General features: G+C 68.5%; 20 protein-coding genes. 6 read left to right on the forward strand and 14 right to left on the reverse strand.

Annotated features, from left to right (window positions below):
- Positions 1 to 3: 3 nt before the first annotated feature.
- The 5 genes from lpxO (at position 4) to pyrF (ending at position 5,297) form a co-directional block, all read left to right on the forward strand.
- Positions 4 to 909 (forward strand): lipid A hydroxylase LpxO, encoded by a 906-nt coding sequence (lpxO, locus tag ACTJJK_RS08610; protein ID WP_031371572.1) that lies wholly within the window; start codon positions 4 to 6, stop codon positions 907 to 909.
- Positions 910 to 1,199: 290 nt separating this feature from the next.
- The gene (gene ettA, locus ACTJJK_RS08615; RefSeq protein ID WP_031371571.1) at positions 1,200 to 2,861 is read left to right on the forward strand and encodes an energy-dependent translational throttle protein EttA; all 1,662 of its coding nucleotides are present in this window, start codon (positions 1,200 to 1,202) and stop codon (positions 2,859 to 2,861) included.
- Positions 2,862 to 3,117: 256 nt separating this feature from the next.
- Positions 3,118 to 3,528 (forward strand): hypothetical protein, encoded by a 411-nt coding sequence (locus ACTJJK_RS08620; protein WP_031371570.1) that lies wholly within the window; start codon positions 3,118 to 3,120, stop codon positions 3,526 to 3,528.
- A 77-nt stretch (positions 3,529 to 3,605) separates the two neighbouring features.
- Complete coding sequence (gene map, locus ACTJJK_RS08625; RefSeq protein WP_223619716.1) at positions 3,606 to 4,343, forward strand: type I methionyl aminopeptidase; 738 nt, start codon at positions 3,606 to 3,608, stop codon at positions 4,341 to 4,343.
- A 141-nt stretch (positions 4,344 to 4,484) separates the two neighbouring features.
- Entirely contained in the window at positions 4,485 to 5,297 is an 813-nt protein-coding gene (gene pyrF, locus ACTJJK_RS08630) for an orotidine-5'-phosphate decarboxylase (RefSeq protein ID WP_031371568.1), read from the forward strand.
- Positions 5,298 to 5,330: 33 nt separating this feature from the next.
- Here the strand turns inward: pyrF and ACTJJK_RS08635 are convergent, their stop codons facing one another.
- The gene (locus ACTJJK_RS08635; protein WP_223619714.1) at positions 5,331 to 6,200 is read right to left on the reverse strand and encodes a hypothetical protein; all 870 of its coding nucleotides are present in this window, start codon (positions 6,198 to 6,200) and stop codon (positions 5,331 to 5,333) included.
- Between the two features lie 184 nt (positions 6,201 to 6,384).
- On the opposite strand from ACTJJK_RS08635, the gene ACTJJK_RS08640 reads away from it, so the two are divergent.
- Positions 6,385 to 7,404 (forward strand): MBL fold metallo-hydrolase, encoded by a 1,020-nt coding sequence (locus ACTJJK_RS08640; RefSeq protein ID WP_440729981.1) that lies wholly within the window; start codon positions 6,385 to 6,387, stop codon positions 7,402 to 7,404.
- 375 nt (positions 7,405 to 7,779) lie between these two features.
- Here ACTJJK_RS08640 and ACTJJK_RS08645 read toward each other — a convergent pair whose 3' ends face one another.
- The 13 genes from ACTJJK_RS08645 to gspE all read right to left on the reverse strand — a co-directional run bounded on the left by ACTJJK_RS08645 (position 7,780) and on the right by gspE (position 21,253).
- A complete protein-coding gene (locus ACTJJK_RS08645; RefSeq protein WP_440729982.1) occupies positions 7,780 to 8,700 on the reverse strand; it encodes a glycosyltransferase in 921 nt (306 codons plus the stop codon).
- Positions 8,684 to 9,523 (reverse strand): glycosyltransferase family 2 protein, encoded by an 840-nt coding sequence (locus ACTJJK_RS08650; protein WP_440729983.1) that lies wholly within the window; start codon positions 9,521 to 9,523, stop codon positions 8,684 to 8,686. The genes ACTJJK_RS08645 and ACTJJK_RS08650 overlap by 17 nt, the downstream gene beginning before the upstream one ends.
- Before the next feature lie 301 nt (positions 9,524 to 9,824).
- Positions 9,825 to 12,056, reverse strand: coding sequence for a type II secretion system secretin GspD (gene gspD / locus ACTJJK_RS08655; RefSeq protein ID WP_440729984.1), 2,232 nt, complete (start codon positions 12,054 to 12,056; stop codon positions 9,825 to 9,827).
- A gap of 9 nt (positions 12,057 to 12,065) precedes the next feature.
- Positions 12,066 to 12,896: a type II secretion system protein XpsN gene (locus ACTJJK_RS08660; RefSeq protein WP_440729985.1), complete on the reverse strand. Its 831-nt coding sequence runs from the start codon at positions 12,894 to 12,896 to the stop codon at positions 12,066 to 12,068.
- Positions 12,886 to 13,551, reverse strand: a complete 666-nt coding sequence (gene gspM / locus ACTJJK_RS08665) for a type II secretion system protein GspM (protein WP_223619711.1) — start codon at positions 13,549 to 13,551, stop codon at positions 12,886 to 12,888. The genes ACTJJK_RS08660 and gspM overlap by 11 nt, the downstream gene beginning before the upstream one ends.
- Positions 13,541 to 14,713, reverse strand: coding sequence for a PilN domain-containing protein (locus ACTJJK_RS08670; protein WP_440729986.1), 1,173 nt, complete (start codon positions 14,711 to 14,713; stop codon positions 13,541 to 13,543). Before ACTJJK_RS08670 ends, gspM begins: the two co-directional genes overlap by 11 nt.
- The gene (locus tag ACTJJK_RS08675) at positions 14,710 to 15,696 is read right to left on the reverse strand and encodes a general secretion pathway protein GspK (RefSeq protein WP_440729987.1); all 987 of its coding nucleotides are present in this window, start codon (positions 15,694 to 15,696) and stop codon (positions 14,710 to 14,712) included. Before ACTJJK_RS08675 ends, ACTJJK_RS08670 begins: the two co-directional genes overlap by 4 nt.
- A complete protein-coding gene (locus ACTJJK_RS08680) occupies positions 15,696 to 16,379 on the reverse strand; it encodes a prepilin-type N-terminal cleavage/methylation domain-containing protein (protein WP_051884749.1) in 684 nt (227 codons plus the stop codon). Before ACTJJK_RS08680 ends, ACTJJK_RS08675 begins: the two co-directional genes overlap by 1 nt.
- Positions 16,379 to 16,867 (reverse strand): type II secretion system protein XpsI, encoded by a 489-nt coding sequence (gene xpsI / locus ACTJJK_RS08685; RefSeq protein ID WP_223619708.1) that lies wholly within the window; start codon positions 16,865 to 16,867, stop codon positions 16,379 to 16,381. The genes ACTJJK_RS08680 and xpsI overlap by 1 nt, the downstream gene beginning before the upstream one ends.
- Entirely contained in the window at positions 16,864 to 17,298 is a 435-nt protein-coding gene (gene xpsH, locus ACTJJK_RS08690) for a type II secretion system protein XpsH (RefSeq protein WP_051884774.1), read from the reverse strand. Before xpsH ends, xpsI begins: the two co-directional genes overlap by 4 nt.
- A 151-nt stretch (positions 17,299 to 17,449) precedes the next feature.
- Complete coding sequence (gspG, locus tag ACTJJK_RS08695) at positions 17,450 to 17,884, reverse strand: type II secretion system major pseudopilin GspG (RefSeq protein ID WP_081930747.1); 435 nt, start codon at positions 17,882 to 17,884, stop codon at positions 17,450 to 17,452.
- A 229-nt stretch (positions 17,885 to 18,113) separates the two neighbouring features.
- Positions 18,114 to 19,331 carry a type II secretion system protein XpsF gene (xpsF, locus tag ACTJJK_RS08700; RefSeq protein ID WP_031371554.1) on the reverse strand — a complete coding sequence of 406 codons (1,218 nt, stop codon included), beginning with the start codon at positions 19,329 to 19,331 and terminating at the stop codon, positions 18,114 to 18,116.
- Positions 19,332 to 19,459: 128 nt separating this feature from the next.
- A complete protein-coding gene (gene gspE, locus ACTJJK_RS08705) occupies positions 19,460 to 21,253 on the reverse strand; it encodes a type II secretion system ATPase GspE (RefSeq protein ID WP_081930745.1) in 1,794 nt (597 codons plus the stop codon).
- Positions 21,254 to 21,423: the final 170 nt, after the last annotated feature.

Below are 21,423 nucleotides of genomic sequence, written 5' to 3' on the forward strand. Positions count from 1 at the left end.
CCGATCGTGAAATGGGTCTTCGTTTTCCTGTTCCTCGCCAGCGCGGTGTACGTGCACCTGCGCGGCCGCGTACGCCACCGTCTTGGCCGCCAATTGCTCGACCACTCGACCTTCATGGCGCCGGTCAACGTGCTGATGTACGCCTGCTCGCGCGTGCCGACCACCGCTTTCCTGAGCCCGGACCAGCATTTCCCCGAGCTCGAACCGCTGCGCGCGCGCTGGCGCGACATCCGCGCCGAAGCCCTGCATCTGCGCGCGATCCAGCAGATCAAGGCCGCCGACGGCTACAACGACGTCGGCTTCAACTCGTTCTTCCGCCGCGGCTGGAAGCGCTTTTACCTGAAGTGGTACGACGACGCCCACCCCTCGGCGGCCGAGCTGTGCCCGGTCACCACCGAGCTGCTGCGGCAGATCCCCGGGGTCAAGGCGGCGATGTTCACCGAGCTGCCGCCCGGCGGCGAGCTGCGCCCGCACCGCGACCCCTATGCCGGCTCGCTGCGCCTGCACCTGGGCCTGGACACGCCCAACGACGACGCCTGCTTCATCGACGTCGACGGCACCCGCTACAGCTGGCGCGACGGCGAATGGACCATGTTCGACGAGACCTATATCCACTGGGCCCAGAACGGTTCCGAGCAGAACCGCATCATCCTGTTCTGCGACATCGAGCGGCCGATGCGCTGGGGCTGGGCGCGCGGCCTGAACCGGTTCATCGCCAAGAACCTGATCGCCGCGGGCGCATCGCCGAACATGGAAGGCGACAAGACCGGCGGCATCAACCGCCTGTTCAAGTATTTCTATGCCCTGCGCCTGAAGACCAAGGCCTTGCGGGCGCGCAGCAAGGGCACGTATTACGCGCTCAAGTACGCCCTGGTCGCCGGCGTCATCGCGCTGATCGTCTGGCTGTAACCCCGTCGGCGAAGCTGAACCCAGGCACGGCAAGGCTTTTGATCTCTCCAGCCCTGTCCGCAACGAGGCGCCGGCCGCCTGAGGCGCCGATCCGGCCGCCGTACAGCCCCAGCGGCCCTTTCCGGGCCTCGTCTGCGGGCTCTCGGCGGCTCCCCGTCCCGCTACACCCGCCCTATCCCGCCGGCCCTCGCGCTGGAACGCAGCCAGCGCCTGCGGGATAATCGCGGTTTCCCGCCCCGCCCCAGGCCATCCCTCGGCCCGGCTCGGCGCGTCCATGCTTCGGAGCCCGCATGCAATACATCTACACCATGAACGGCGTCAGCAAGACCGTGCCGCCGAAGCGTCAGATCATCAAGGACATCTCGCTGTCGTTCTTCCCCGGCGCCAAGATCGGTCTGCTCGGCCTCAACGGCGCGGGCAAGTCGACGGTGCTGAAGATCATGGCCGGCGTCGATACCGATTTCAGCGGCGAAGCGCGCCCGGCCACCGGCATCAAGGTCGGTTACCTGGCCCAGGAACCGCAGCTCGATCCGACCCAGACCGTGCGCGAAGCGGTCGAAGTGGGCGTCGGCGACGTGCTCAGCGCGCAGGCCGCGCTCGACAAGATCTACGAGGCCTACGCCGAAGAAGGCGCCGACTTCGACAAGCTCGCCGCCGAGCAGCAGCGCCTGGAAGCGATCCTCGCCTCGGGCGACGCGCACACGCTCGAGCATCAGTTGGAAGTCGCCGCCGACGCGCTGCGCCTGCCGCCGTGGGACGCGATCATCGGCAAGCTGTCGGGCGGCGAGAAGCGCCGCGTCGCGCTGTGCCAGCTGCTGCTGCAAAAGCCCGACATGCTGCTGCTCGACGAACCGACCAACCACCTCGACGCCGAATCGGTCGAATGGCTGGAGCAGTTCCTGGCGCGCTACACCGGCACCGTGGTGGCGGTGACCCACGATCGCTACTTCCTCGAAAACGCCGCCGAGTGGATTCTCGAACTCGACCGCGGCCGCGGCATTCCGTGGAAGGGCAACTACACCGCGTGGCTGGAGCAGAAGTCCGAGCGCCTGAAGCAGGAAGAAAACACCGAGAAGGCGCGCCAGAAGGCGCTGGCCAAGGAACTCGAGTGGGTGCGCAGCAACGCCAAGGGCGGCCGCAGCAAGGGCAAGGCCCGTCTGGCCCGCTTCGAGGAACTCAACTCGGTCGAGTACCAGCGCCGCAACGAGACCAACGAAATCTTCATCCCGCCGGGCGAGCGTCTCGGCAATTCGGTGATCGAGTTCAAGAACGTCTCCAAGTCGTTCGGCGACCGCCTGCTCATCGACGACTTGAGCTTCATCATTCCGCCGGGCGCGATCGTCGGCATCATCGGCCCCAACGGCGCCGGCAAGTCGACCCTGTTCAAGATGATCACCGGCCAGGAAACCCCGGACACCGGCGAGATCGTCAAGGGCCCGAGCACCAAGATCGCCTACGTCGACCAGAGCCGCGACAAGCTCGAAGGCAACCACAACGTCTTCCAGGAAGTCTCCGGCGGCGCCGACATCCTCAACATCAACGGCGTCGAGATCCAGTCGCGCGCCTACATCGGCCGCTTCAACTTCAAGGGCCAGGACCAGCAGAAGATGGTCGGCTCGCTGTCGGGCGGCGAACGCGGCCGTCTGCACCTGGCCAAGACCCTGCTGCAGGGCGGCAACGTGCTGCTGCTCGACGAACCGTCCAACGACCTCGACGTCGAAACCCTGCGCGCGCTCGAAGACGCCTTGCTGGAGTTCCCGGGTTGCGCGGTGGTCATCTCGCATGACCGCTGGTTCCTCGACCGCATCGCCACCCACATCCTCGCCTTCGAAGGCGATTCGCACGTGGAGTTCTTCCAGGGCAACTACCGCGAATACGAGGACGACAAGAAGCGTCGCCTCGGCGAAGAAGGCGCACGTCCGCACCGCCTGCGCTTCAAGGCGCTGAAGTAAGGCTCCGGGCCGCCCGCGCTCAGCGCGCGGGCGGCTTGGCCGCATCGATCCCGACGACGGGGCGTCCGTCGTTTTCGCCCGTCCCGAGCCTGCGCGGCAAAACCCGCGCAGCGCAGATCGAGATCGGCGCCGGCATTCGCCGGAACGACGGGACGCGGGTTCGCGCTCTCGCCGCGACGACCGGGCCTTGCCCACCTATCGCCCGATGCGAACCCGGGCCAGACCCGCCATCGCCACTACGCCCACCGGTCCGCACATGCCTGCCGTCCTGCTTCCACTGCTGTGCTTCATCGCCTTTCTCGCCTTCGCGCCCGAGGCGGCGATGAAATTCGCGGCTTGGTTCCTGGTCACCACCGCGGTGGTGCGGGTCGCGGCCGATAAGGCCGTCGGCCTGGAAACAGGTTGGAGCGAGGCGGCCAAGGCGGTGATCTGGGCCGCAGCGCTGCCGCTGCTGGCGATCTTCGGCCTGCTCAGTTTCGGCCTGTCCACCGGCATCACCCAGTTCGAAGGTCTCGCTGCGATCGCGATCCTCGTCATGTTGTCGGGCTCGTTCGTCGCCGCCTTCATGCTGGCTTTGCACACCAGCCTCAAGGACAGTGCGATCATCGCCTCGATCACCACCGTCGCCAGCGCGGCGATGGCGATGCTGGTCCGCGCGCTGGCCTGAGGCCGAGGCCCGATACGAACGATGCGCACCGACCGATCGCCGCCGCCCTGCCTCCCCCACCGACCGAGGAGCGCATCATGACCGTCGAACAAGCTTACGAACTCGAAGGGCTGCGCCGCGCGGGCGCGCTGGTGTCGGGCATTCTGGCGACCATGCGCGAAGCCGCGGTGGCCGGCGCGGTGTCGCGCGACCTCGATGCGATCGGCGCGCAGATGATGCGCGCGGCCGGCGCGCGCTCGGCGCCGGCACTGACCTACGATTTCCCCGGCGCGACCTGCATCAGCATCAACGCGGTCGCCGCCCACGGCATTCCCGACGACACCGTGCTGCGCGACGGCGACCTGGTCAACATCGACGTTTCGGCCGAGCTCGACGGCTACTTCGCCGATACCGGCGGCAGCTTCGTGGTCGGTACCGCCAGCGAAGCGCAACAGCGCCTGCTCGATGCCACGCGCGAGGCCCGCGACGCGGCGATCGCGCAGTTGCGCGCCGGCAACCTGATCAACAGCATCGGCCGCACCGTCGAAGGCATCGCCGCACGGCGCGGTTTCCGGGTAATCCGCAACCTCGGCAGCCACGGCGTGGGCCGTTCGCTGCACGAGGCGCCCGGCAGCATTCCCGGCTACTACGACCCGCGCGATACCCGCCGGCTGCACGACGGCATGGTGATCACGATCGAACCCTTCCTGGCCACCCATTGCACCCAGGTCGACGAAAGCGACGACGGCTGGGCGATGCGTTGCCGCCGCGGTTATGCCGCGCAGTTCGAACACACCGTCGTGGTCACCCACGGCGCGCCGATCATCGTGACTTGAGGGCCGGGAATCGGGAATCGGGAATCGGGAATCGATAAGCGTACAGCGGCGTCGGGACGCTAATCCCGGCACAGACATAGAAACGAAACAGCCGGGTTTGCAACCAACCCAAGCACGGCATCACCACGAGGAATCGCATCGATGAGCTTCATGCAGGCATTGCGTCAACGCTGGCAACAGGCCGGCACTCTCGTCTGCGTCGGCCTCGATCCCGAGCCGGCGAAGTTTCCGGCGCGTTTCGCCGGCGACGCCGATGCGGTGTTCGCCTTCAACCGCGACATCATCGACGCCACCGCCGAATACGCCTGCGCATTCAAGCCGCAGATCGCGCATTTCGCCGCACTGCGCGCCGAAGACGCGCTCGCCCGCCTGATCGCCTACGCGCACGCGAACCATCCCGGCATCCCGGTGATCCTCGACAGCAAGCGCGGCGACATCGGCAGCACCGCCCAGCACTACGTCACCGAAGCCTTCGACCGCTACGGCGCCGATGCGGTCACCGCCAACCCCTATCTCGGCCGCGATTCGGTCCAGCCCTTCCTCGACCGCGCCGACCGCGGCGTGGTCGTGCTGTGCCGCACCTCCAATCCCGGCGCCGGCGACCTGCAGGACCTCGAAGTCGCCGGCCGCCCGCTCTACCAGCACGTCGCCGAGAAGGTCGCACGCGAATGGAACGGCCACGGCAATTGCGCGCTCGTGGTCGGCGCGACCTGGCCGTCGCAGCTGCGCGAAGTACGCGCGATCGTCGGCGAGGTGCCGTTCCTGGTACCCGGCGTCGGCGCGCAAGGCGGCGACGTCGAGGCGGTGGTGAGCAATGCCAAGACCGCAGACGGCACCGGCCTGATGGTCAGCAGCTCGCGCGCGATCCTCTACGCCTCCAACGGCGACGACTATGCCGCCGCCTCGGCTGCGGCGGCGAAATCCCTGCGCGACGAAATCAACCGCTACCGCTGAGCCGGCGCCGAACCTGCGTCTACGCCACCGAGCTTAGCTGGCGAACACTTGCAGGCCGCCGTCGCGGTGGATGAACAAGGCGCGCGACAGGTTGTAGCTCGACGACAGCGCGATCTCGTCGGCGATGTCGCGCAACGAGGCGACGCTGTCGTCGTCCTCGCTGCCGCACAGCATCAGCTCGTCGCGCGCGGCGATCGCGAACACCGGATCGCCCTTGATCTCGATGCGGTCGCGCCAGCGGTCGAACAGCAGCACCATGCTGGCGTCGTAGTTGCGGTCGAGCCGGGCGACATAACGCCCGCCGCCGCCCTGCACGTCGAGTTCGGGCAGGAAACGGGTCAGGTTGTCGAGCGCCTGGGTGTACAAGGTCTCGCGGTCGAAACCGCGGCGCTCGGCCTCGGACGGCGACAGGAAACTCATCGAATCCGGCGTGTCCTCGACATAGGTCAGGACCAGATCGCCGGCCAAGGGCTCGACGATGAAGGGCAGCATCGATTCGCTGCCGAACGACCGCGCCTGCTGCAGCGCGGTCTCGTGCCAGCCGCGCGTCTTCAGCACCGGCAGGATCACCGCATTCGCGGCCTCGGGGCCGCTGACGAAATCGCGTTGGATCGCGCGCGCGCCGGCCAGTTGCTCGGCGAAGATCGCTTCGAGCTCCTGCGGCGCGCCGAGATAACGCAGATAACTGTTGCCGAGGAAATGGGTGGCCTTGAAGCCGTCCGGCAGGCTCCAGTCGACCCGGGTATCGGCGGTCGCCGCGCCGTGCCCGATCTCGACCCGGGCCTCGGGCCAGGCCGCGCGCACCGCCGCGGCGTAGCGCTCGGCGAAGGTCACCAGGTCCATCGGTGCCGCATTTTCCGAACCGTCTGGCTTAGTACCGAACCACCTGCTGAAGATAGACATCACCGACTCCCTGTCGACTGACCGACCCCCTGTGGTCGCCCGACCGACTATACGGCCGGGTTCAAGCCCGCAGCGGCGCGGCGCTGCATTTTCCGACTGGCGGCACAGGCCGCTAGCGAGCGCCGCTCCAGATACGTCCCGGCCGATGTGATCGAGCCCGGGCCGCAGGCATTAGGCTGACGCCATGGCCGCCATCGACACCCTCTCCCGCAGACGCTTTCTTGCCGCCGCCGGCGCCTTGGGTCTCGGCGCACTCGCTGCGCCGAGCTGGCACTCCGCACTCGCTGCGCCGAACTGGCGCTCCGCGCTCGCCGCGCCGAAGCAGCGCGCCGCATTGGCCGCGCCCGTGGACACGACCGCACGCTCGCGCCTGATCCTGCTCGGCACCGCCGGTGGCCCCACCCCGAAGGCGCTTCGCGCGGCGCCAGCACAGGCGGTGGTCGTCGACGACGCGGTCTACATCGTCGACTGCGGCAACGGCGTCGCCCGCCAGATGGCCCTGGCCGGGTTGGCGCTCGGCGCGATCCGCGAGGTCTTCCTCACCCATCACCATTCCGACCACAACGCCGACTACGGCAATCTATTGTTGCTGGCCTGGGCCGCCGACCTGCGCCGGCCGGTCGGCACCTGGGGCCCGCCGCCGCTCGTGCGCATGACCCGGCGCTTCCTGCAGCTCAACGCCGAGGACATCCGCACCCGCATCGCCGACGAAGGCCGCCCGCCGCTGGCGCCGCTGATTCGTCCGCACGAACTGCGCCGCGGCGGCGTAGTGATGCGCGACGAGCGGGTCAAAGTGACCGCGGCCCTGGTCGATCACCCGCCGATGGCGCCGGCCTTCGCCTACCGCTTCGACTGCCCGGACCGCTCGATCGTCTTCTCCGGCGACACCCGGCCGTCGCCGGCCCTGGTCGAGCTGGCGCGCGGCGCCGACATGCTGGTGCACGAGGTCATGTACCTGCCCGCGCTGGAACGCCTGATCGCCAGCGAAGCCCAGGCCGGGCGCCTGCGCCAGCATCTGCTCGACAGCCACACCACCACCGAACAGGTCGGCCGCCTCGCAACCGAAGCCGGCGTGAACACCCTGGTATTGAGCCATTTCGTGCCGGGCGGCGATGCATCGCTCACCGACGAAGTCTGGCGCGCAGCGGTCGCGCCGTATTTCGCCGGGCGCTTGGTGATCGGACGCGATTTGATGGAGTTGTGAGGGTACAGCCTTCCCTTCTCCTGCTTGTCGAAGGTGTGCAGCGCGGATGAGGACACGGTTGCATCGCAGGCCGTGCAGACTGCGCTTCCGTCCCGGCCCGGACGCATAGCGCTCGGGCGTTCGGAGCCGTGCGAGCCAGTGGCTCGCAGACGCGCCCCCTCACCCCGCAAGCGGGAGAGGGGCTAGAACACGATCTGTGGCTTCGCCTTGCCCTCCTCCCGCCTGCGGGAGAAGGTGCGCGGCGCGCGGATGAGGGCGCACGCGACGGAATTCGCCTGGCACATGCAGCCTCAAGAGCCGTCGCGCCATCCCTCGCGCGTGTGCTGAAGAGGAGCTAAGCAGAACGTGGACGACGGCGAGGTACAGCGCCGCAGCTCAACGCCACCACGCCCGCAAGGCCGCAATCGGAAAGCGCCCCCAGATCGCCGCGAACACGCCGGCGCGCACCAGTGCGCTGCGGCGCGAGGCCTCGAACTTGCGGAAATAGCGCCACAGGCCGCGATGCTTGTGCCACTCGACGAAGAACGGCCGCGAACGGCTCGACACGCCGCGCACGTGCACGACGCGGACGCGATTGGCCACCGCCACGATCGCACCGGCTTCGCGCACGCGCCGGCACAGGTCGAGGTCTTCGGCGTGCAGGCGATAGCCTTCGTCGAAGCCGCCGATGCGCGCGAACAGGCGCCTGGGCATCAGCATCAGCGCGCCCGAGGTCGCCTCGACCAACTGCAACGGCTGCGCATCGTCGGGCGCGACCGCCATCTTCGGCGCCGCCGACGGACGCAGCAGGCCGGCCAGCATCGCGCCGAAATCGGGGTCGCGGCGGCGCACGGCGACATCGCGCTCGCCCTGTTCGTTGATCAGGTCGGCGCTGACCAGGGCCTCGCCGAGCGGCGCCGCCAGGGCGTGCAGTTGCAGCAGGGTGTCGCGCTCGACCATGCAGTCGGGGTTGACGAATACCAGCCAGTCGTCCTCGTCCGCCGACGGCTCCAGGTCGGCCGCGCCCTGGTTGCAACCGACCGAGAAGCCTGGGTTGTCCGGGTTGGCGATGAAGCGCAGGCGCGGGTCGGCGGAGGCGTGGCGCTGGACGATGTCGAGAGTGCCGTCGTCGGACTGGTTGTCGACGACGCGGATCGCCCGGACGCCGAGACTGTTGCGCAGCCGGCTCAGGCATTCGTCGATCGTCGCCGCGCTGCGGTAGGTGACCACGATCGCCTTGAGAGCAGGCTCGTTGACAGCCGGCGCGCGCTCGCCGGCGTCGGTGCGCGCCTGGCCGGGGTCAGAGAAAGAGATCACGTTGCGGTTCCGGTGGGCCGACGCGCTCGAGGCGTTCGGCGAGTTGTTGGCGCAGCTCGCGCAGAGGGTCGTCCATGAGGAAATTCGCCAGACGCGCATGCCAGTCCGGCCAGCGCGCGGCCAGCGCGTCCATGTCGCCGTCGCTGGGCCGGCCTTCGCCGCCGCGCGCGACATAGGCGGTATCGCACAACACGTTGCGCCAGCCCAGTCCGGACAGGCGCAGGGACAGATCGGTCAGGGCCGCATACCAAGAGCCGTAGCTCGCCGCGTCGAGGCCGCCGGCGCGGCGGCGGGCGCTGCCGCGCAACAGCACGGTATGGCCGATCGCGGCCGGCAGTTCCGGATGCAGGGCTGGCATCTGCTGCAAGGCCCGCGACAGGCGTTCGGCGTCCTCGGCATCCGGCATGGGGGCGATTTCGCCGATCCGCGGCCAGGCCGCGGCTTCGCCGGCGTTGCACCAGGGCGTGGCCGAGGCGATGGCGCCGTCGGCGGCCAGGCAGGCGCTCAGGCGCGACAGCCAGCCCGGCGCAGGCACCGCGTCCGGCGCGAGCACGGCCACGTCGGCGTCGCCGCACACGCTCAGCACTTCGTCCAGGTGCGCGACCTCGCCCAGGCTGCGCTGACGGCGGCTGTAGTCGGCCTTGAGCGCGGTGCGCTTGAGCCAGCGCTCGACGATGGCGTAGCCGCGCGGCCCGGCGCGGGCGTCGTCGGCCAGCCACACCCGCGCACCCGGCGGCGTGCACAGCTCCAGCGCGGCGAGGCAGGCATCGAGTGCGTCGTCGTCGGCACCGACCGGCACTACGACGATGGGCAATTCAGTCATGGCGGGGTTCTATCACGAAGCCGCATGGTCCCACAGCCGGCATGGCCAGGGAGCGTTGGTCGGGGCGGCCGTGGACGGCGGACATAGTGTGATGCATTCGACCCGAAGCCGGGTCACGACGGCGTGGTCGCGGCGCTAGCCTGCAGAACACCGGAGCCGGCAGCCGGCGACGGCCTGTAAAGCGATGGGGCCGGCGAGCTGGCGACGGCCCGCAAAGCAATGGGGCCGGCAAGCCGACGATGGCCTGTAAAGCAATGAGGCCGGCAAGCCGACCCCATGCAAACACTGCGCAGCGCGAGGCTTACTTCTTCTTGGGCTGCAAAGGCTCCATGGCGCGGAAGCGGCGGCTGTATTCGTCGGTCAGGTCGCGCGACTCCTGCGGGTTGCGCACCAGGGTCGGGGTCAACAGGATGATGGTTTCGCGACGCGTGGTCGCCGACTTCTGCGAGCCGAACACCGCGCCGATTATCGGAATGCGGCTCAGACCCGGCAGCCCGCCCGAGCTGCGCCGGGTTTCGTCGTTGATCAAGCCGGCCAGCATGACCGTCTCGCCGCTCTGCACCGCTGCCTCGGTCTTGAGCTTGCGGGTGTTGACGGTGACGTTGGGGCTGTTGTTGTTAAGCCGTGGACCGACCGAGCTGACTTCCTGGACGATGTCCATGAACACCATGCCGTCGCGGCTCACCCGCGGGCGCACCTTGAGGATCACGCCGGTGTCCAGGTACTGCACCTGGCTGACGGTGTTGTTGTTGCCGGTGCCGGCATTGACCGAGACCGATTCGATCGGGATCTTGGTGCCGACGTTGAGCGAACCCTCGGCGTTGTTGCGCACCAACAGCGACGGCGTCTGCAGCATATGCACGTCGGTGACCGAGTCCAGGGCCTTGAGGATGGCCGCGGCGTTGTTCTTGATCAGCGACCACGACAGGCCGTTGCCGCTGACGCCGCCGATGCTCGCCGCAACCGTGCTCCACTTCGGCGGCACCGCCGGATTGGTGCTGCGGTTGAGGTCGCCGAAGCCGTTGTCGATGGTGGCGCGGTCGAGGAACCACTGCACACCGTATTCGAGCGCGCCGCCGAGTTCGACCTCGGCCACCTGGGCCTCGATGTGCACCTGCATCGGCATCACGTCGAGCTTCTGGATGACGTCGCGGATCGATTTCCAGGCCTGCGGGCTGCTGCGCACCAGGATCGAATTGGTTTCCTCGACCGCCGATACGCCGACCTTGGCGCCGTCGACCTCGAGGGTGACCGAGCCGTTGCCGGACTGGCGCGAGCCCAGCGATGCGCCGCTGCCGAGGCCGCCGCCGCTGGAGCCCGAGTCACTGCCGCTCTTGCCGATGTCGGCGCTGGAGCCGTTGTCGCTGTCGCGCAGCTCGACCGATTCCAGGCCGGGCATCAGCGAAGGCGGGCCGTTGTCGCCGCCGCCGTTGCCGCTGCGGTTGGAGCCGTACACTTCGGCAAGGCGGTCGGCGAGGTCCTTGGCTTTGATGTATTTCAGTTCCAGGGTGAACAACTGGACGTTGTCGCCGGCGCTGTCGATGCGGTCGAGCCAGTCCTTGATGTCGTCGAGGTAATCGGCCTGCGGGGTGATCACCATGACCGCGTTCGCGCCCTCCAGCGGCATGAAGCGGAACATGCCCGAGACCGGCGACTTGCTCTGTTCGCCGAACACTTTTTCCAGGTCGGCGACGACCTTGGTGGCCTTGCCCGACTGCAGCGGGAACACGCCGACCGACATGCCCGACAGCCAGTCGACGTCGAACACTTCGATCGTGCGCAGGTAGTTTTCGAGCTCGGCGCGGGTGCCGCCGACGCTGATCACGTTGCGCGAGTTGTCGACGGTGACGATCGCGTTCGGGCGCGCATACGGCTTGAGGATCTTTTCCATCTCGGTGGCCGAGATGAACTTCAGCGGCACCGTGCGCACTTCGAAGCCGCGCGCGGCCGTGGCCGAGCCGGTGCGCGGCGCGACGTTGCCGGGCAGGGCCTGGTCGGACGGGACGATGTTGTAGCGGCCGCCGGTGTAGACCAGGCGCGCATTGTTCCAGCTCAGCACCATCTCGAGCAGGTTCAGCGCCTCCGCGGCGCTGACCGGCTTGGGCGTGCCCAGGGTCACGGTGCCCTGCACGCCCGGCGCGATCACATAGTTCTGGCCGAGCATGTCGCCGAGGATAGCCTTGGCCACCGCATGCACCGACTCGCCTTCGAAGTTGAAGGTGGCGGTGCCGTTGGTCGCGCCCAGGCCCGGCGGCGGCGCCGCGGCGGCGCTGCGGTTGATGACTTGGCCGGTGCCGCGGCGGATCTGCGCCTTCGGACCTTCCTCGTCGGCCTGCCCCTCCAGCGGCTGCTGGACGACGCCGTCGCGGACCAACCGGGCGCGGGCATCCTCGCCCTGAGGTCCCTTGAGAGAGGCCGGATCGCCATCGCGATGCAGCCGCGGCGACATCACACTGGCGCACGAGGCCAGCTGCGAGGCGATGATCGCCGCAACCAGTGCGTGAGAGGCGTATTGCTGGGGACGTAGCTTCATGCGTTCACTCTACGGCGTGTTGGCCGGTGGTTGAGCGGCTTGTTGCTGCCGCAGTTGCGCGCGACGCGCTTCGATCCGCTTGCGGATGGCTTCCATCTGCGCCTGCTCGGTGAGCGGCGCGGATGCGTTGTTGTCGGTCTGTCCGGCTTCGTTGGGCTTGTTCTGCACCGGCGGCGGCGGCGCAGGCGGCACCTGCGAAACCGTGGAAGCCCGGTTCGTCTGCGATTGCGGTTGCGGCGAAGGCACCGGCATCGGCGGAGGCGGCACCGGACGCACGCCCGGTTGCGGCGCGCTGCCGGGCTGCGGCGGGACGATCGCGGTCGGCGGTTCGCCGCCCTGGCCGTTGAATACGCGCAGGTCGAGTTCGCGGCGGCCTTCCGGCCCTTCGAACACGGCCCGGCGCGGCTCCAGCGAAGTCAGGCGCCAGGCCGGGTGCGACTCGGGCACCTCGCCCAGCTTGACCCGCACCGACTCGCTGCCGTCGGCCGGCTGCAGGAAGGCCATCGACAACTGCGGGGTGATCAGCACGCTGGTCAGCAGGTAGTCGAACGCGGCCGCCTGGTTCTCGCCCTCGCCCTTGCCCTGCATGAAGAAGGGCTTGGGCCGGCGGTCGTCGACGAACAAGGGGCGCGCGGCGATTTCGCCGTACTTGCTCAGAGGGCCGAGTGCGTCGGTCGCGCTCTTGCGCACCTGCGGCAGGGCCTTGACCAGGCTCGGGTCTTCATCGAGCGGATCGACGCTGCGGCCCATGCCGGCGAGCGCCAGCACCCAGGTCAACAGCGCCCACCCGGCGGCGGTGGCCAGTAGCCAGGTGCGCGGGCTGGCGTCGTCAAGGCGCATTGGAAGTCACCGCCGGTGCGTTGGCATTGGATGCGGCGGCCGGCGCCGGGCTCGGGCGCAGGTAACCGTACAGATCGAAGCTGACGTCGAGACCGCCGTCGTTGGCCGGACCGGCCGTTCCAGGCACGAAGTAGCCGCGCGTCGACAGCAGGTTGAGGTTGCCGACGAACAAGCGCGGCGAGCCGCTTTCGAGCGAATGCAGCACCGCCGCGGTTTCGGGCGCGCCGCAGCGCAAGCGCACCTGCACCACCACGCGCGCGTATCGGTCGCGCCGCGGTTCGGCCAAGGGCGAGCGATTGACGATGCCGCAGCTGCGGTTGCCGGGGCTGGCCTCCAGCACCACGGTCTCCAGACGCTGGACCAGGCCGGCGGTGGCGAGTTCGGCGGTGGCCTCGGGCAGGAAGCCGGGACGGCTGGCCTGCTGCTTGCGCACTTCCTCCAGGCGCAGGCGGATCTGCGGGGCCTGCTTGAGCTCCATGCGCTGGCGCAGTTCGCGCTCTTGCAGATTATCGATCTGTTCGCCGGCTTCCATCATCGGCACCGTCCACCACGGGTGGACCAACACCGCATAGGCGATCGCGAGCGCGGCCAACAGCAGGCCCAGTGCGAGCCAGCGCTCGCGGTCGGCGGCCCAGGTACGCCAGTTACTGCTCACGCGCGGCCTCCGGGGTCTGCTGCTTGGGCGGGCCGATCTCGGCGGTCAGGGTGAAACGGTCGCGGCTGGTCGCGGGGTCGGGCTGGACCGCGCCGGTCAGGGCCGGCGAGCGCCACAGCTTGGTGCCCTGCAACTTGCCGATCAGCGACGAGGCCTCGCGGCTCAGGCCGATCATCAGCAGGCTTTCGTCCTCGATCGCGAGCTTCTCCAGATAGGTCGAATCGGGCAGACGGCGACTGAGCTCGTCGATCACCTCGACCGTGCTCGGGCGCGCGGCGCGGGTGCGGTCGAGGAAGGCCTGGCCGTCGATCAAGTCGACCAGCAACTGGCGCTGGGTCGCTGCCTGACGCGCGGCGCTGGCGTTCTTGGCGATGGTCTGCTGCAAGGTCTGGGTGGCCTCGCGGCGGTTTTCGAGCACCTGCCACATCGCGGCGGCAAGCGCGAACAGCGCGACCGCGGCCAGGGCCAGGTTCCAGTAACGGAAGGGGTCGCTGCGGGTACGGCGCTGCGACGGCGCCAGCAGGTTGACCCCGAGCGGCACGCCGTCGGCGCCGGCGACCTCGATCCCGGACAGGGTCGAGGCCAGCGGCCCGATCGCTACGAGCTGCGGGTCCAGCGACTGGCGCGGCACCGCCACCAATTCGGCGTCGAGCTGGCCGTCGCCGTCGCGGCGGGCCAGCACGCGCGCGTCGTAGGCGACGGCGTCGGCGGTGAAAGGGGTCTGGCGGTCGATCTCGAAACCGACCACGTCGCGCAGGCGGTCGGCCGCGGCGGCCGGCAAGGTCAGGCGCCGACGCAGGCTCGCGGCCGGCGGCAACAGCAGCCAGCGCGGCAATTCGCCGACACGCGGCGGCAGCAACGGCGCCAGCGGATCGGCGGCGATGGCCCCGGCCGGCGCATTCAAATCGGCCAGGCTCGGCAGCACGGCCAGGTCGCGCACCTCGTTGGCCTGCTGCAGACGCAGGTGCACGCTGTCGCCGTCGACCTGCAACAGTAAACGGCCGCGATCCACGCCCAAGGCCTGGCGCATGCGCAACGGCAACCACGAGGCCAGGGTGCGTCCCCACCACGAGAAGAAGCCGCCCGCTCCGGGTGCGAAGCGCGCGCTTAAACGTCTGAACCGGTTTTCCCCCAACCGGCTTTCGGCAACCTGCGAGTTCATCGTGACGAAGCTCCCTCCTCCCAACGCAGCGGTGTATAGGCCATTCCTGGAACGGAACTCCCCCCTGCACGCACAACCACTCGCAATACCGATTCACGGCCATCCGCTAGCCGTGCATGGCTGTCGATACTATAGGTGCCGCTGCGTTCGCCGACGAGACCAGCGAGTTCGCCGCCGACTTGCGCACCCGTCAACTGTGACCCGGGCGGCGTTCTGCGCCGTTGCTCTACGAGCTGGGCGCCGTTCATTCCCATAGCATCCAATACTTCCTTCGCTGCGAACGCCGGCTCCGGGCGCGTGCGACCGCTGTAAACCGTGACCAGCGGCTCGATCTTGGCATACAAGGCCGGCGTCATGCCCAGCACTTGTTCCAACTCCGCAACGCTTTCGAATTCGGCATCCTTGGCGCCGTAAGGGCGGCCGGCGGACGCATAGTCGGCGTCTTCGGCGCCGCCTGCGGGTTGGGTCAAGGTGTCGGCATCGCGCCAGTCGAGGATGGCCGCGGCCAGGCGAGCGGCCTCGCTCTGCTCCATCCCGCCCACGCCCTGGATCAACGCGGTCAACAAGGCGAAATCGCCCTGATTGAGGTCGACCTTGCCGTTCTCGTCGACGATCTTGATCTCGAGCTTGGCCTCGCCGAAGCGCCACGGGTTCGGGCGCCCATCGGGCTGCCACTGCAGCTTGGTGTCGGTCATCGCCACCCGCGTCATCGCGTATTCGAGCCCGGCCCGGGCGGCGTTCTGCGCGACCAGGCCGCGCACCAGCACCCGCCCTTGCAGGTTCTCGGTGCGTGCCGACAACGCGAATGCGCCAATCAGCGCAGTCAGCAGAGCAATCACCCACAGCACCAAAAGCAGCGCCGCACCACGCGATCGCCGGGACGCGGTTGTCGCATCGCGACGTTTTCCAACGCAGACCGGCCGCTGCGCCGCGCGCCGCGCGATGCCGTCTGCCGTCGTCCTCGTGGCTCGCACCGTCCTCATCACAGCTCCGGCACGAAGCCGCCGGCCGTCGCACTGGCCAGCGGCAGGGCCACCACCAGCGGCGGCCAGGCACGGCCGTCGCGGTCGGTGAGTGTGACTTCGACGAACAAGGGCAGTTGCTCCGGCGTCTGCCAGCGCTCCTGCCACTCCCCGAGTTCGCCGCGTTGCGGGTCCATTGAACGGTAACGGAAGCGCGCCGACTTCAAGCCTTCGACCAATAGCTCGGGCGGACGCTCGCGTGCCTCCTTGATGGTTTCGCCGGCCAGCACCATCGACAAGGACAACAGGATGCGGGCCTGATCGCCATCACCTTCGATCACGAAGTCGTGCAGGTACGGCCCGCCCTGGCCCAGGTAATCGGGCAGGTCGGCGACGAAACGCAGACGGTCGGGTTCGCCGACGAAGCGCTGCGGCACCGCGGTGCTCTGATCGAACGCGAACGGAATCGGCCTGGTGGCGGCGATGCGCTTGCGCAGGAAACCCTCGACCGCGCGTTCGCGTTCGCTGCGGTGGGCAAGGGCCTCGCCGCGCGCGGCGGTCTTGGTCGCCGCCGACAAGGTCGCGAAGGCCAGGGTCAGGCCGGCGACCAGCAAGACCATCGCCAGCAGCACTTCGATCAGGGTGAAACCGCGCGCACCGCGGCGCGCCGGCAGGTTCCGCACCGGGCTCGCCGCGCGCGCCATCAGAACTGCACCTCGTTGGAGGCGGCCGCGCTGCGCAGGGTGCGCAGCAGCAGGCGCCGACCGCCGCCGCCCTCGCCCCACTCCACCGCGAGTTGGACCTCGAACAAGCGCATCGCATTCGGATCGATCGGCTGCGAGGACGCCGGCATGGGATCGCGCCACTGCGCCACGCCGAGGGTCCAGCGATAGCGGCCGTTCTCGAACTCGCCGCTGCGTTGGCCGGGCTTGAGCGGCTGCCCGACCCCGACCTGGTCCATCAGCGATTGCGCATACAAGGCGGCGCGGCCGGCGTCGCTGGACCAGCGCACTTGCCGCGTCGCGCCGGACAAGGTGCCGAGCAACAGAGTCAGCGCCATCGCCAACAGGGCGAAGGCGACGATCACTTCCAGCAAGGTATAGCCGCGTTGACGCGACGACGGCGCGCGACGCAGCGCGCCGAGACGGCGCAAAGCGCCGGCCGAGGCGGCGGACCGCGCGCGCGCGCTCATCGCGGCGCCTCGCCGCGCTTGAGCTTGACCTCGCCGGTCAGCCAGGCGACATCGACGTTCCACGCCGCCTGCTTGACGTTGAGCTTGATCCGCCCGCCGGTAGACGCGCCGTCGGCGAAGAACACGATTGCGCCCTCGCCGCGGCGCGGCTGCACTTCGCGCGCGCCGGTGAAGGTCACTCCAACCGCCTTGGGAATATCCCCATTGCGCCCGTTCGGCGCGGTCCAGGTGCGCGCGGCCGGATCGATGGTGAACTTCTGCGAACGTCCGGTCGAGATCGCCTGGCTGCGCGTATAGCGCAGTTGCGAGGCGATTTCCTTGGACGCCGAGCGCAGCTGCATGCCGCTCATGCCACCGCTCATCATGCCGACGGTCAACACGCCGATCGCCGCGATCAGGGCGATCACCAACAGCATTTCCAGCAGCGACATGCCGCGCACCGCGGCCGGCCGCGGCGCGCCGCCTGCGCGGCTCGCGCGCACGACGCACGCAGGAGCGCACCGGACGGCGTTCGCCCCGGCCCGGTCCCCCCGCCCTCCGGCGGAGGGCCTGTGCCGCAGGCGTTTCATCGCAGGCGCTTACTCAGTTGTTCTTGATGTCGCCGTCGACGCTGCTGCCGCCGGCCTTGCCGTCCTTGCCGAAGCTGACCAGGTCGTAGGGACCGCTTTCGCCGGGCTGGCGGTACTCGATGGCATGACCCCAAGGGTCCTTCAACTCGGTTTCCTTGGCGTACGGCCCCAACCAACCGTTGGCGTCGGCCGGCTGCTTGACCAGTTCCTCGAGCGAACCCGGCAGGCGGCCGGTGTCCATCTGGAACGAGTCGATCTTGCCGGCGAGGGTCTGCACCTGGCCCTTGGCGAGGTTGTAGTCGCCGCGGTCCTTGCCGCCCAGCACGCGGTTGCCGACGAAGGCGAGAACTGCGCCGATCAGCACGATCACGATGATGATCTCGATCAGGCTCATACCGCGCTGGCCGGCCGGAGACGGGGAACGGGTAATCGAACGGGGATTGCGCATCTCAGTGATCATCCATAGTGGTGGGTTCTGGACAGACGTTGTGCTTCAACGGACGAGGCGGGGCAACGGGGTCGAAGCCGGCCGCTCGCATCCGCAGACTGCATAGGATTCTGTTCCGCGCCGATCGGCGAAGTTCGCGCGAATCCGGCCCCGGTACAGCCGGCGTTCAAGCGCACGGCGTGAACGGGCGCCCCGGGGCGAGGACAGGCAAGCGCGGACATCGCCATGCTCAACCGATCGCATTGGTCAGGTCGTACAGCGGCAGCAGCACCGCCATCACGACCGTGGCGACGACGCCGGCCAGGACCACGGTCACCACCGGAACCAAGGCGGCGAGCATGCGGTCCAGGGCCATGCCGGTGTCCTGCTCGAAGGTCTCGGCGGTCTTCATCAGCATCGCGTCGAGCGCGCCGGACTCCTCGCCGACCTGGATCATCTGCAGGGCCAGGCGCGGGAAACGCTTGCCCTTGCCGAGCGCGGTCGACAGGGCGACGCCGTTCTTGACGTCTTCGCCGGCGGCATCGACGTCGGCGGCGAGGATGCGGTTGTTGAGCACGTTGCGGCCGATGCCGATCGCGGTCATCAGCGGCACGCCGTTGCGCACCAACGTGCCGAGGGTGCGCGCCAGGCGCGCGGTCTCGATCTTGGCGATCAGCGGGCCGACGAACTTACGCTTGAGCAGCCAGGCATCGAGCGCCTCGCGGAACGCCGGGTCGCGGCGCTTGCGATCGAACCAGAGGAAGCCGAGCGCGGGAATCGCGATCAACACGATCCACCAGTCGCGCACGAACAGGCCGAGCCACAGCACCACCTGGGTGAACATCGGCAGCTCGGCGTCGAGGCTTTCGTACATCGCGCCGAACTGCGGCACCACGTAACCGAGCAGGAACATCAAACTGAGGCCGACCATGACCATCAGGATCGCCGGATAGATCAGCGCATTGATGACGCGGCCCTGCAGCACGCGGCTGCGTTCGAGGTAGTCGTCGAGCCGCGACAGGGTTTCGTGCAGATTGCCGCCGGCCTCGCCGGCCCGGACCATGTTGATGTACAGGCGCGAGAAGGTGCCGTGCTGACGCTCCAGCGCGACCGACAGCGAGGTGCCGCCGCGCACCGCGTCGCGAATGTCGGCGACCGTGCTCTTGGCGGTGTCGTCCTCGGGCAGGTCGAGCAGGATGGTCAGCGCGCGGTCCAGCGGCTGACCGGCGCCGAGCAAGGTCGACAACTGTTGGGTGAACTGCACCAGCCGCGCCCCGGTGAAGGGCTTGGGCTTGAACAAGGCCTTCCACGACGAAGACGCCCCCGCTTCCGAGGCCAACTTGGCCTCGACCGGCAGATGCCCCTGCTCCTGCAGGCGCTGCACGACTTCGGTGCCGCTCGCGGCCTCCATCTGGCCATCGAGCAGCTCACCGCGCGCGTTCAGGGCTTTGTAGTGGTAGAGGGGCATAAAGGCCGGGAATCGGGAATGGAAAATCGAAAATCGGTTAAGGCCAAAGCATCGGAACTTCGAAGCCAGGGGAATGAACCAGCCGGGACGACCACGATTCCCGACTCCCCATTCCCGATTCCCGGCTCTCAAGCATCCTCGGTCACCCGCAGCACTTCCTCGATGGTGGTCTGGCCGGCGAGCGCCTTGACGATGCCGTCCTCGTACATGGTGCGCATGCCTGCGCTGTCGCGCGCGATCTGTTCGATCTCGCCCATGCCGGCGTGACGCATCACCGCACGCCGCAGTTCGTCGTTCATGACCAGGAATTCCATGATCGTGGTGCGGCCGTGGTAACCGCTCGGCGCCAGCGCCGAACCGCGCGGTCGGAACAGGTAGATGTCGCCCTCGGGTTGGTAGCGGCGCAGGTTGAACTTGTCGATTTCCTCGGGCGAGGCGAGGTATTTCTCGGCATGGGTCGGCTCGAGCCGGCGCACCAGGCGCTGGGCCAGGATGCCGTTGATGGTCGAGGTCAGCAGATAGTCTTCGACGCCCATGTCGAGCAAGCGGGTGATGCCGCCGGCGGCGTTGTTGGTGTGCAGCGTGCTGAGCACCAAGTGGCCGGTCAGCGCCGACTGGATCGCGATGCGGCAGGTCTCCAGGTCGCGCATTTCGCCGATCATGATGATGTCCGGGTCTTGGCGGACGATCGAACGCAGCGCATGCGAGAAGTCGAGACCGATCTGCGGCTTGGCCTGGATCTGGTTGATGCCCTCGATCTGGTACTCGACCGGGTCTTCGACGGTGATGATCTTGACGTCGCTGGTGTTGAGCTTGCTCAGCGCCGTATACAAGGTGGTGGTCTTGCCCGAACCGGTCGGGCCGGTCACCAGCATGATGCCGTGCGGCTGGTCGAGCACCTTCTGGAACTGCGGCAGGAATTCGTCGGTGAAGCCGAGCTTGTAGAAATCGAACACGACCGTCTCGCGGTCGAGCAATCGCATCACCACCGACTCGCCGTGCGCGGTCGGCACGGTGCTGACGCGCAGGTCGAGCTCCTTGCCCTGCACCCGCAGCATGATGCGGCCGTCCTGCGGCAGGCGGCGCTCGGCGATGTTGAGCTTGGCCATGATCTTGATGCGGCTGATCACCGCGGCGGTGAGGTTGGCCGGCGGGCTCTCGCCCTCGGCCAGCACGCCGTCGACGCGGTAACGCACTTTCAGGCGGTTCTCGAACGGCTCGATGTGGATGTCCGAGGCGCGCAGTTCGACCGCGCGCTGGATCACCAGGTTGACCAGCCGGATCACCGGCGCTTCCGAAGCCAGGTCGCGCAGATGCTCGACGTCGTCGAGATCGCCCGCGCCCTCGCCCTCGGCGGTTTCGACGATCGCGCCCATCGCGCTGCGGCCCTGGCCGTACCAGCGCTCGACCAGGTCGCCGACCTCCGAGCGCAGCGCCACGTAGGGACGGACCTCGCGCTGGGTCGCCAGACGCAGGGCGTCGAGCTGGTAGATGTCCTGCGGATCGGCCATCAGCACGTCGACATGGTGCTCGCCCTCGCCGACCGGGCAGACCGCGAACTGCTTCATGAACTTGGGCGTCAGCGCCACCCCCTCGGGCGGCAGCTCGGGCGCGTCCTTGATGCTGACCAAGGGCAGCTCCAGCGCCGCGGCCACGGTTTCGGCGTGATCGCGCTCGGACACCAGCCCCAGCCGCGCCAACAGCGCGAGCAGGCTGCCGCCGGTCTCCTCCTGGAGCCGGCGCGCACGCGCCAGGTCGGGCTCCTTGAGGCGCCCCTTCGCCAGCAAGGCGTCGACGATGCGGATGTCGACCGCGGCTTGGGCGTCCCCCGCCGGTAAGGCGCTGGCGCTCGGTTCGTTGGATGTGGCTACTGCGTTCACGTCACCCTCCTGCGCGTGATCCCCGGACTTTAGCAGTTTCATTCGCCGTCTCGACCAGCCCTGAACAGCGCCGGTGAGCGTCGGTGAGATAAGCACAGTCATCGAAGCGAGATCGAGGATGCCCGGCGCGAGTCGCAGGGCTTCGGATTCATGAACAGGGGCAGTTACGGACTGAAGGATCAGTCACATTTTGTTCGCGCGGGCGCCATCGG

Origin of the sequence: Lysobacter sp. 22409 (genome assembly GCF_052045105.1) — a bacterium.
Classification (GTDB): domain Bacteria; phylum Pseudomonadota; class Gammaproteobacteria; order Xanthomonadales; family Xanthomonadaceae; genus Lysobacter; species Lysobacter antibioticus_B.

Bases quoted from the DNA above. Each gene is read 5' to 3' on its own strand.
- ettA (WP_031371571.1), top strand. From the start codon at position 1,200: ATGCAATACATCTACACCATGAACGGCGTCAGCAAGACCGTGCCGCCG.
- ACTJJK_RS08620 (WP_031371570.1), top strand. From the start codon at position 3,118: ATGCCTGCCGTCCTGCTTCCACTGCTGTGCTTCATCGCCTTTCTCGCC.
- map (WP_223619716.1), top strand. From the start codon at position 3,606: ATGACCGTCGAACAAGCTTACGAACTCGAAGGGCTGCGCCGCGCGGGC.
- pyrF (WP_031371568.1), top strand. From the start codon at position 4,485: ATGAGCTTCATGCAGGCATTGCGTCAACGCTGGCAACAGGCCGGCACT.
- ACTJJK_RS08635 (WP_223619714.1), bottom strand. From the start codon at position 6,200: ATGTCTATCTTCAGCAGGTGGTTCGGTACTAAGCCAGACGGTTCGGAA.
- ACTJJK_RS08640 (WP_440729981.1), top strand. From the start codon at position 6,385: ATGGCCGCCATCGACACCCTCTCCCGCAGACGCTTTCTTGCCGCCGCC.
- ACTJJK_RS08650 (WP_440729983.1), bottom strand. From the start codon at position 9,523: ATGACTGAATTGCCCATCGTCGTAGTGCCGGTCGGTGCCGACGACGAC.
- gspD (WP_440729984.1), bottom strand. From the start codon at position 12,056: ATGAAGCTACGTCCCCAGCAATACGCCTCTCACGCACTGGTTGCGGCG.
- ACTJJK_RS08660 (WP_440729985.1), bottom strand. From the start codon at position 12,896: ATGCGCCTTGACGACGCCAGCCCGCGCACCTGGCTACTGGCCACCGCC.
- ACTJJK_RS08670 (WP_440729986.1), bottom strand. From the start codon at position 14,713: ATGAACTCGCAGGTTGCCGAAAGCCGGTTGGGGGAAAACCGGTTCAGA.
- ACTJJK_RS08675 (WP_440729987.1), bottom strand. From the start codon at position 15,696: ATGAGGACGGTGCGAGCCACGAGGACGACGGCAGACGGCATCGCGCGG.
- ACTJJK_RS08680 (WP_051884749.1), bottom strand. From the start codon at position 16,379: ATGGCGCGCGCGGCGAGCCCGGTGCGGAACCTGCCGGCGCGCCGCGGT.
- xpsI (WP_223619708.1), bottom strand. From the start codon at position 16,867: ATGAGCGCGCGCGCGCGGTCCGCCGCCTCGGCCGGCGCTTTGCGCCGT.
- xpsH (WP_051884774.1), bottom strand. From the start codon at position 17,298: ATGTCGCTGCTGGAAATGCTGTTGGTGATCGCCCTGATCGCGGCGATC.
- gspG (WP_081930747.1), bottom strand. From the start codon at position 17,884: ATGCGCAATCCCCGTTCGATTACCCGTTCCCCGTCTCCGGCCGGCCAG.
- xpsF (WP_031371554.1), bottom strand. From the start codon at position 19,331: ATGCCCCTCTACCACTACAAAGCCCTGAACGCGCGCGGTGAGCTGCTC.
- gspE (WP_081930745.1), bottom strand. From the start codon at position 21,253: ATGAAACTGCTAAAGTCCGGGGATCACGCGCAGGAGGGTGACGTGAAC.